This window comes from Acetobacter lovaniensis (genome assembly GCF_014207635.1).
Classification (GTDB): domain Bacteria; phylum Pseudomonadota; class Alphaproteobacteria; order Acetobacterales; family Acetobacteraceae; genus Acetobacter; species Acetobacter lovaniensis.
Genome location: NZ_JACHIE010000005.1, coordinates 193,556 through 201,902 on the forward strand (window position 1 = coordinate 193,556; position 8,347 = coordinate 201,902).

Here is an 8,347-nt window from a genome sequence, read left to right on the forward strand (position 1 = left end):
AACGCCGTGAATTACGCGGCGCTCAACTGACGATTCCGTGCTTCTGACGCCTCACCTCATTCACAAAACCCTCAGAATAATTAATAGTTATTCATCATATCACCGAATGTTCTGCTTTTGTCGTCCGCCGGATTACGCCCGGATACGCCAGAGTACGCACACGCCGACAATTGCCGACACCAGTACTATTGTCCCACCTCAAAAGTACAATGTGCTCGCCTTGAAGTATTCGTTTTTTATGCCCCATGATCTGGTTCTCTCCAGACGGAAAGGGCAGGACGATGACGGACAAGGATCGCACGGCGACGACTGGGCCGATCGCGCCGGCCAATGATAACAACCCATCGGGAACCTCATCCGATCCGGCGATGAAAGCGCGGATGGACGAACTGGTATTCATCCTCGCCAGGATGTTGGGACGCCAGATCGCCCGCGAGGAATTCGAACGGCGGCTGGGTGAGATTGACACCGCCAACGACAACGATCCGTCGGGCCGCAGTACGGCAAGTCGGGAGGAACCGGATGAATGATGCCCGTCCTATCCATGGGACCATTTCAGGGAGGCCGGTATCACCCACTTTTGCGCTTCCTCCATTCGTACAAATGTATTACGTTTGTCATGCAATCAGGAGGAAGCCATGTCCGCCGTGACGTTCCGTGTCGATGACGCCCTCAAATCCGCCGCTGTCGCCAAACTCTCCGCGCACGGCCTGTCTCTCTCCGACGTCCTGCGCGATACCCTGGCCTATATCGCCGAGACCGGCCAGCCACCGGTCAAGCGGCGGCTTGTGACCGACGAAGATGCAAGGCTGATCGAAATCGTCCGAGAACGCCTCGCCGATCCCGCCCCCCGCCACCGCATGACGCTGGCGGAACTCAAGGCCCGCCATCCGGATGACTGAATACGCGATCGAATTCGATGATCGCGCACTTCGGGAATGGGACGGGCTTGACGGCAGCATTCGCAGGAAGTTCGAGAAAAAGCTCGAAAAACTGGTTCTGAACCCGCATTCTCCCGGTAACGAACTGCATGGCGATCTCGCGGGATTCTACAAGATCAAACTGCGCCAGGACGGCTACCGCCTCGTCTATCAGGTCGTGGAACAGCGGATCGTCATTTTTGTCATCGCGGTCGGACGCCGTGAGGACAGCGAAATCTACACGACGGCAACCGGGCGCATCCCGGAGACGCCAGCCGACCGGATAAAACAGCCCAGCGGCAAAAGTCGCAAAAGGTAAAGCTTACGAAAAACCACCTGTGGGGAAAAGCCGCCATGACCCGTGTCGCACTCTATGCTCGCTATTCCTCGGACAACCAGCGGGCGGCTTCTATCGAGGACCAGTTCCGCCTCTGTGAAGAGCGCGCCGCGCGCGAGGGCTGGCAGGTGGTCGATTACTATCGCGACGCGGCCATCTCCGGGGCCAGCATGATCCTGCGTCCCGGCATCCAGACCCTGCTCCGCGACGCCCAGGCCGGGCAGTTCGACATCGTGCTCGCTGAAGCCCTCGATCGCGTGTCCCGCGACCAGGCCGATGTCGCCACCCTGTTCAAGCGTCTCCAGTTTGCGAGCGTCACCATCGTCACCCTGGCCGAGGGGGAAATCAGCGAGCTTCACGTCGGACTCAAAGGGACGATGAATGCCCTGTTCCTCAAGGACCTGGCGATGAAGACCCATCGCGGCCTGCGCGGCCGGGTCGAGGCGGGCAAGTCCGGCGGCGGGATCTGCTACGGCTATCGTGTCGTGCATCAGATGGACACGCGAGGGGAGTTGATCCGGGGTGATCGCGAGATCGACCCGGTGCAAGCGGAGATCGTCCGCCGCATCTTCCGTGAGTTCGCCACCGGGCGCAGCCCGCTGTCCATCGCCAGCCGCCTGAATGACGAAGGCATCGCCAGTCCTGCGGGCGGTAAGTGGAACAACACCACCCTGCGCGGCAACGCCCTGCGCGGCACCGGCATCCTCAACAACGAGCTGTATATCGGACGCCTCGTCTGGAATCGCCTGCGCTACCTGAAAGACCCGCAGACCGGCAAGCGCGTGTCCCGACTCAATCCGCAATCGGAGTGGATCGTCACCGAGGTGCCGGACCTACGGATCATGGATGATGATCTCTGGCAGGCCGTCCGTGCCCGGCAGGCGCTGATCGCGGAGAAGAGCGTGAACATCAGCGCCGGTATCCGGGCGTCGATCAACAAGCTGAATGGCCAGCGTCGCCCGAAATCCCTGCTCTCCGGCCTGGTGTTCTGTGGCGTGTGCGGCGGCCCCTGCTCGATCCGGGGTGGCGACCGCTTCGCCTGCTCCACCCACATGGACAACCGTTCCTGCACCAACAGGACCACCATCCGCCGCCCGGAACTGGAAGACCGCGTGCTGTCGGGTCTCAAGGACCGGCTGATGACACCCGAAGCGGCAGCGGAGGCCATGCGCGCCTATGTCGAGGAAACGAACCGCGCCAACCATGAGCGCCGCGCCAGCACAGCGGGGAGGCAGGCGGAACTGGCCAAACTGCGCAAGGGGCTGAAACAGATGCTCCAGGTGATCGAGGATGGCGGCTATACGCGCGGCATGGTCGAGCGGATGCGCGAGATGGAAGCCCGCGAGGATGAACTGGTCGCCCTGCTTGCCGCCCAGCCCCAAGACGTGCCCGATATCCATCCCAACGTCGCCGGAATCTTCAAACACAAGGTCGAGCGGCTGGCGGAAACCCTGAACCATCCCGAGGACCGGCAGGAAGCGTCCGAGGCCATCCGCGCGCTGATCGAGAAGATCGTGCTCCATCCCGGCAAAGGTCGGGGCGAGATGCACGCCACGCTCCATGGCGAGCTTGGCACTCTGCTGGAGTTCGCCGCCTCACGCGACGCAGGGTCCAAAAACACGAACACTCCCGCAGCCAAGGCTTCGGGAGTGTCGGTATCGGGTATTGCGGGGGCAGGATTTGAACCTGCGGCCTCTTGGTTATGAGCCAAGCGAGCTACCGTACTGCTCCACCCTACGTCATGTTGCTACGGGCCGGACTTGATACCGGCTTTCTCTGCGAAGGGAGAGCTTTCCTTGGCCGCCGAAACAGGCTGAGCCGGTAAGTTCCCGCGTGTCCATCCACGCCGCCGTAGCCCGGTTAGGGATAGTACAGGTTTGGGGTGTTGTACAAGGGGAATTATCACGTTCCATATCCGTGCCAGTACATATGGAAGTCAGATATTTTTAATTATTGTCTCACTGCCAAAGGAATGTCAGGATCATCAAATACGGAGCGTCAACAGAGGGGCAAAAATGAGACGCGATATGGATTTGGTTCGCCAATTACTTCTGAAGCTGGAAGGCATTGAGAAGGGGCCTCACGATGTTCTCCTTATCGCTGGAAACTCTGAAGAGATCGCCGTCGAAGGTCGAACATCTGATGAGATTTACTTCCATCTCACCAAAATTGAAGAAGCTGGTTTTTTAGAGCATGTTGGAAGCGGATCGATGACGGCAGTCACGTTCCGATCCCTGTCGTGGAAAGGGCAGGAGTTTCTGGATACCATTCGGGACGATAGCATCTGGAAAAAAACGAAAGAAAAAGCCGGTAGCGCCTCCTACGATATCCTCGCGGCCGTTGCAAAGGCAGTTCTCAAAAACAGAATAAAGTCTCTTACAGGATTGGATATAGGCTGAAAGGTTATGCGGCCGGTAAGTAACTGTTTAGGGCGTGTCGGCTTACGGGTAACTGTGACAACCGCTTCCATGTCTGGAGAGAGGCGATAGCAGACATTTCACCATGTCTGGGCCTCCATGATTTCTTCCAGTCTTGTGGTGTAACGCGCCGAGAGCATGGCCTGTCGTGGTTTCCAATCCCGTTTGATCCCTGCCGAGAGTGGGAAGAGTGTGCCGCTACCAAACTTCTGGTTGATCCCGTCCATGGCGGCCAGCAGGGTCTCGTGATCTGGTTTTGCGCTAGCCATGCTGAACAGGGTACTTTGCTGTCCGTGTGGGGCCAGATCATTCAGCATGACGCCAGCTTTGGCGTAGCGGTACCCTTTGAGCCATATCTGTTTCAGCAGGCGGGACGCATGCCTGCAGATGGTAAAGGTGTCGTTGGTCGGCTCGCAACTAATGCTGAACTGGTTGGCGTACCAGCCATCATCCCGCTTGTGCCGGTTGGTCTGGATGAACACGGCGATATGGGCTGCATCCAGACCTTCTGCCCTAAGCTTCTCCGCCGCTCTGGTGGCAAAGCCGGTTATGGCCTCGTGCATCTCTTCATAGGTGGTAATGGGGCGGCCAAAGGAACGGGTGCAGGCCATGCCTTTGCGGGCCTCTGCTATTTCCGAAATCTGAATGCAGCTTTCTCCCTGCAATTCGGCCTGCAACCGTAAGCCGGTGACGGCCATGATCTTGCGGATATGCGCGGGCTTGGCCTCCACAAACTGCTCTATGGTGCGGATACCGGCATAATGCAGCTTCGGGAGTAGCCTTCGGCCCACGCCCCAGACCTCCCCCACGGAGACGTTGCGGTAAAATCTTTGGCGCGTCTGTGGGTCTGTCAGGTCGCACAGTCCTTCCAGCTCCGGCCTGTCCTTGGCCAGTCCGTTGGCCAGCTTGGCGATGGTTTTGGTTGGCCCCCAGCCCACGCAGGTTGGAACCTTGGTAATCTGCTGAACAGCCTGGCGCATAGCCCCACAATGGGCATGTAGTGTGTTTGAGAAGCCGGACAGATCAAGAAACATCTCATCAATGGAATACGGCTCTACCCTTGGACTGTAATCCAGCAGAACCTGATAGACCCTACGGCTCATATCTGCATAGAGCGGGTAGTTGCTGGAGAACCAGCGCACGTCCGAGAGCTTTCGTTCATGGCGGACCAGATGCCACGCCTCCCCCATTTTGATACCGAGCTGCTTGGCTTCTGCAGTGCGGGCAATGGCGCAGCCATCATTGTTGGACAGGACGACAACGGGGCGATGCTTCAGGTCCGGGTCAAAGGCCCGCTGGCAGGAGCAGTAAAAGCTGTTGCAGTCGATTAGTCCGTACAGCATCAGGCTTTCTCGCGCACCACACTGGTGACGTTGGCCCAGATTTCCACATCACGCGCAGGATCAACCTGAAGTGGTGGATGCGTGTCATCACCCGATAACAGCCACCATGTCTTGTCGCGCTTCTGCAACTCCGCCAGCAGCACGCGCCCGGCTGCCCAGGCAATGACCAGTTGGCCTGCCTGCGGAGAGCCCGCGGTATCGGCTATCAGAATATCCCCATCCAGAATACCGCGCCCTGCAAAGGTCGCGCCACGTACGCGCACCGGGTAGCGGCTGGGGTTTTTGAGGTCCAGAATCTGGGAAAGGTCTATCGGCCCTTCAACAGCATCTGCTGCCGGGCTGGCAAAACCGGTCGTACGATCTCCCGCATAGCGTGCGCTCATGCTTGTACCCTCCATTGAGAACGTATAGAGAACATATGAGGCATGAGAGTCAAGATTATTGGAGGGCAAAAGGTATGGATGAGAATTTCTGTGGGAATGAGAGCGATCTGAGAGATTGCACGCCTGTCTCGCCCGTAGCCCCATACCTGGGCGGCAAAAAGCTGCTGGCCAAAAAGATTGTTCCATTGCTCAGGAGCATACCGCACCGGGCTTATGTCGAGCCATTTGTAGGGATGGGTGGTGTATTTTTCCGCCGGAATTTTGTGTCGCCCTGCGAGGTAATCAATGACCTGAATGGGGATGTGGCCAATCTGTTCCGGGTATTGAAGTGGCATTATGTACCGCTGATGGATGTGTTGCGGTGGCAGATCACCAGCAGGGAAGACTTTGAACGCCTGCGAAAGAGCGATCCCATCATGCTGACAGACCTGCACAAAGCGGCCCGCTTTCTTTACCTCCAGCGCTTAGCGTTTGGCGGGAAGGTCAACGGGGCATTCGGAGTGGCCATCAATCCGGCTCGCTTTGATGTGCATAAGCTGGGGCAGATACTGGATGAGGCCCACCAGAGGTTAAGTCGCGTGGTGGTCGAGTGCCTGCCATATGCAGATATAATTGCTCGGTATGACCGCCCGGATACGCTGTTCTATCTGGACCCGCCCTATTATGGGAACGAGAAGGACTATAATGCGCCGTTTACCAGGAGCGAGTTTGTGGCGATGGCGGAGCAGTTGTCCCAGATCAAGGGGCGTTTTGTGCTGTCATTGAACGATAGGCCAGAAGTGCGGGAGATATTCTCTGCGTTCCATATAGAATCGGTTGAGGTAAACTATTCGATCAGTCGAGCAGAGAAGGGCAGGGGCAAGCGCGGAGAGGTGATTATTACAAAATGACAGATTGCTGTTTAGGCCCGGAATTCTGCGGATTTTAGGGGGTTTTTATGTGGGTATGAAAGCGGGTAATTTAGACCATATAAAATAAGAAAATCGTTATTTACCAATATATTATGCCAATATTATAGATTCCTCTCTCTCCGCCACGCCACTTAAGTGGTTGATTTTACAGCACAAAATTTTTGTCTTCCCGCTGTGTGATACAGTCATGTGTTACAGAGGCGACAAAGATTTTGGCTACTCCCTACATGCTTCGAAGACACCAAAACTGGTATCTCCGGTTGAGGGTTCCTGCTGACCTCAGACCTGTCCTTGGGCAACATTTTGTCCGGACTCTGAAAACCCATGATAGAATGACAGCCAGAAACAGGGCTGTAGCTCTGGTCGCTACACTGTCAAATATCTGGAACGACATGAGTCAGAAGCTCGCTCAAGCCATTACAGCCTACAGAGATGAACAGATTACGGCTTCTGACCTGAAAGACTTCCTGACACGTCATCAGGAGGAAATCAGCCAGCTACCGGAAAATGACATCAAGGCTGTTGCTGAGTGGATGAAAGCCCGCATTGGCCTGCTGGAACATGATGTTCGCAAAGACAGGGAGCATCTGGAACACCTGACAATCCTGACTGACGCATGGCAGGAAGCACACAGCAAAGGTGTTACCGAAGGGCTGGAAAGAGCCATCAAACTTGGTGGTGTGGCAAGTCCTGCTCCTGTTGCTTCTGTGACTGAGGAAACAGCAGAATCAGACACCTATTCCATGACACCATGGCCGGACCTTGTTGAAGAATTTTTTCGTGACCATCCCGGCTACAGCAGAAAAACCATCTCAGCCTATAACACCACGATGAAGCAGGTGCTTGCTGTCATTGGTCGCAAACCCATGCGGGATATGACCAAGGCTGACGTGAAACGCTATGCAGACCATCTGCGCGACACTCCGGGTCGGGATGGACAGGTTCGCAAGACGAAAACCATTGAACGTCAGATGTCAGAAATCCGCACCTTTATGGCTTGGGCTGTGTCCTGTGGGTATGTTGCGGACAGGGGCTTTGCTGATGTCAAAGGTCGAGGAAGAACCCTGGAGGAAAAACAGCTACGTCAGGAGGATATTCGCAGGGCTTTCACCTCTGATGAATTGAAGCGATTCTTCAACACGCCTCTGTTCCTTGGAAGCAAGTCTTCGACCATGCGAGCTTCACCAGGGAATTATAGACACAGGGATCATGATTTCTGGTTTATGATGATTATGGCCCTGACAGGTGCGCGAGATGCTGAAATTGCTTACGCATCGTCTGACCTCTATTACCTGAAAGATATTCCCTGCATCGATTTGCGGAAGTCTGGCACCAAGACCCAGAACAGCCCCCGTCTGATTCCAGTCCTCCCCCAACTGCAACAGGTCGGGTTTCTGGAATGGGCTAAAAGACAGCAAGCCAAAGGCCGGAGTCTTGTGGAAAGCCCCACTGGTGTCATTTCAGTGGATGCGTGGTCCAAACGTGGGAATCGTTATCTCCGGCAGGTAGGATATACTGATAAAGCGTTGGTCTTGTATTCCTTCAGACATACCTTCCGGCAGGTTCTCCGCACGTCTGGCTTACATCCGGAAATTGTAAATCGAATTTTTGGGCATGAAACGGGAGAGGTAGGGTCTGGCTATGGTTCCAACCTCTCATATGAAGAAGCTAAACTGTTTATGGACAAGGTGAAATACCCTGTCTTCCTTGACCATCTGGCTGACCGGAACGGAACATTCCTCTGGTAGCAGGTTACTTCAGTGTCTCAAAAATACTGGTCTGGCGTGTAAACTGGTTTTTCTGTTGCATGGTCTGAACACGTCTGACCAATGTGGCTAAAGACACACCAGCAATGGAAGACGCATGTCTGTAGCTTTTTCCTGATGCTAAAAGGTCAAGAGCATGTTGCACCTTTGCAGAACTGGCTTTGGGTCTGCCTAGCACTACAGTTGCATTTTGTGTTGTGAGTGAGAGCGGATAGCGCTGGCTTGATGTTTTCGTCGAAAGACAGACCATCTGAGGATGTGGGCGACGGG

Annotated in this window: 9 protein-coding genes, 1 tRNA gene and 2 pseudogenes; 8 read left to right on the forward strand and 4 right to left on the reverse strand. The window is 55.6% G+C overall.

Annotated features, from left to right (window positions below; all coding sequences use genetic code 11):
* Positions 1 to 281: 281 nt before the first annotated feature.
* The 4 genes from HNR55_RS07875 (at position 282) to HNR55_RS07890 (ending at position 2,963) form a co-directional block, all read left to right on the forward strand.
* The gene (locus HNR55_RS07875) at positions 282 to 530 is read left to right on the forward strand and encodes a hypothetical protein (RefSeq protein WP_010511782.1); all 249 of its coding nucleotides are present in this window, start codon (positions 282 to 284) and stop codon (positions 528 to 530) included.
* 108 nt (positions 531 to 638) lie between these two features.
* Positions 639 to 902, forward strand: a complete 264-nt coding sequence (locus HNR55_RS07880) for a type II toxin-antitoxin system RelB/DinJ family antitoxin (RefSeq protein WP_010511780.1) — start codon at positions 639 to 641, stop codon at positions 900 to 902.
* Positions 895 to 1,239 (forward strand): type II toxin-antitoxin system RelE family toxin, encoded by a 345-nt coding sequence (locus tag HNR55_RS07885; protein WP_006559873.1) that lies wholly within the window; start codon positions 895 to 897, stop codon positions 1,237 to 1,239. Before HNR55_RS07880 ends, HNR55_RS07885 begins: the two co-directional genes overlap by 8 nt.
* A 35-nt stretch (positions 1,240 to 1,274) precedes the next feature.
* Positions 1,275 to 2,963, forward strand: coding sequence for a recombinase family protein (locus HNR55_RS07890; RefSeq protein WP_166113255.1), 1,689 nt, complete (start codon positions 1,275 to 1,277; stop codon positions 2,961 to 2,963).
* Here the strand turns inward: HNR55_RS07890 and HNR55_RS07895 are convergent.
* Positions 2,923 to 2,996 (reverse strand) — tRNA-Met (locus tag HNR55_RS07895). The two genes, HNR55_RS07890 and HNR55_RS07895, sit on opposite strands and share 41 nt — an antisense overlap.
* Before the next feature lie 288 nt (positions 2,997 to 3,284).
* Between HNR55_RS07895 and HNR55_RS07900 the strand changes: the two genes are divergently transcribed.
* Entirely contained in the window at positions 3,285 to 3,656 is a 372-nt protein-coding gene (locus tag HNR55_RS07900; protein WP_242005466.1) for a DUF2513 domain-containing protein, read from the forward strand.
* Positions 3,657 to 3,754: 98 nt separating this feature from the next.
* Here the strand turns inward: HNR55_RS07900 and HNR55_RS07905 are convergent, their stop codons facing one another.
* Both HNR55_RS07905 and HNR55_RS07910 read right to left on the reverse strand, forming a co-directional pair.
* Positions 3,755 to 5,017 carry a Y-family DNA polymerase gene (locus tag HNR55_RS07905; RefSeq protein ID WP_242005465.1) on the reverse strand — a complete coding sequence of 421 codons (1,263 nt, stop codon included), beginning with the start codon at positions 5,015 to 5,017 and terminating at the stop codon, positions 3,755 to 3,757.
* Positions 5,017 to 5,400 (reverse strand): LexA family protein, encoded by a 384-nt coding sequence (locus tag HNR55_RS07910; RefSeq protein WP_165924880.1) that lies wholly within the window; start codon positions 5,398 to 5,400, stop codon positions 5,017 to 5,019. Before HNR55_RS07910 ends, HNR55_RS07905 begins: the two co-directional genes overlap by 1 nt.
* Positions 5,401 to 5,474: 74 nt before the next feature.
* Between HNR55_RS07910 and HNR55_RS07915 the strand changes: the two genes are divergently transcribed.
* The 3 genes and pseudogenes from HNR55_RS07915 (at position 5,475) to HNR55_RS07920 (ending at position 8,059) form a co-directional block, all read left to right on the forward strand.
* Positions 5,475 to 6,290, forward strand: a complete 816-nt coding sequence (locus HNR55_RS07915) for a DNA adenine methylase (RefSeq protein WP_166112744.1) — start codon at positions 5,475 to 5,477, stop codon at positions 6,288 to 6,290.
* A 248-nt stretch (positions 6,291 to 6,538) separates the two neighbouring features.
* Positions 6,539 to 6,694: pseudogene (locus HNR55_RS17275) on the forward strand (DUF6538 domain-containing protein); the annotation flags it as partial.
* 9 nt (positions 6,695 to 6,703) lie between these two features.
* Positions 6,704 to 8,059: a site-specific integrase gene (locus tag HNR55_RS07920; protein WP_166112741.1), complete on the forward strand. Its 1,356-nt coding sequence runs from the start codon at positions 6,704 to 6,706 to the stop codon at positions 8,057 to 8,059.
* 4 nt (positions 8,060 to 8,063) lie between these two features.
* On the opposite strand, the pseudogene HNR55_RS16715 reads toward HNR55_RS07920, so the two are convergent.
* Positions 8,064 to 8,347 (reverse strand): annotated as a pseudogene (locus tag HNR55_RS16715) (hypothetical protein); the annotation flags it as partial.

Coding starts and splice junctions, on each gene's coding strand:
- HNR55_RS07875 (WP_010511782.1), top strand. CDS start 282: ATGACGGACAAGGATCGCACGGCGACGACTGGGCCGATCGCGCCGGCC.
- HNR55_RS07880 (WP_010511780.1), top strand. CDS start 639: ATGTCCGCCGTGACGTTCCGTGTCGATGACGCCCTCAAATCCGCCGCT.
- HNR55_RS07885 (WP_006559873.1), top strand. CDS start 895: ATGACTGAATACGCGATCGAATTCGATGATCGCGCACTTCGGGAATGG.
- HNR55_RS07890 (WP_166113255.1), top strand. CDS start 1,275: ATGACCCGTGTCGCACTCTATGCTCGCTATTCCTCGGACAACCAGCGG.
- HNR55_RS07900 (WP_242005466.1), top strand. CDS start 3,285: ATGGATTTGGTTCGCCAATTACTTCTGAAGCTGGAAGGCATTGAGAAG.
- HNR55_RS07905 (WP_242005465.1), bottom strand. CDS start 5,017: ATGCTGTACGGACTAATCGACTGCAACAGCTTTTACTGCTCCTGCCAG.
- HNR55_RS07910 (WP_165924880.1), bottom strand. CDS start 5,400: ATGAGCGCACGCTATGCGGGAGATCGTACGACCGGTTTTGCCAGCCCG.
- HNR55_RS07915 (WP_166112744.1), top strand. CDS start 5,475: ATGGATGAGAATTTCTGTGGGAATGAGAGCGATCTGAGAGATTGCACG.
- HNR55_RS07920 (WP_166112741.1), top strand. CDS start 6,704: ATGAGTCAGAAGCTCGCTCAAGCCATTACAGCCTACAGAGATGAACAG.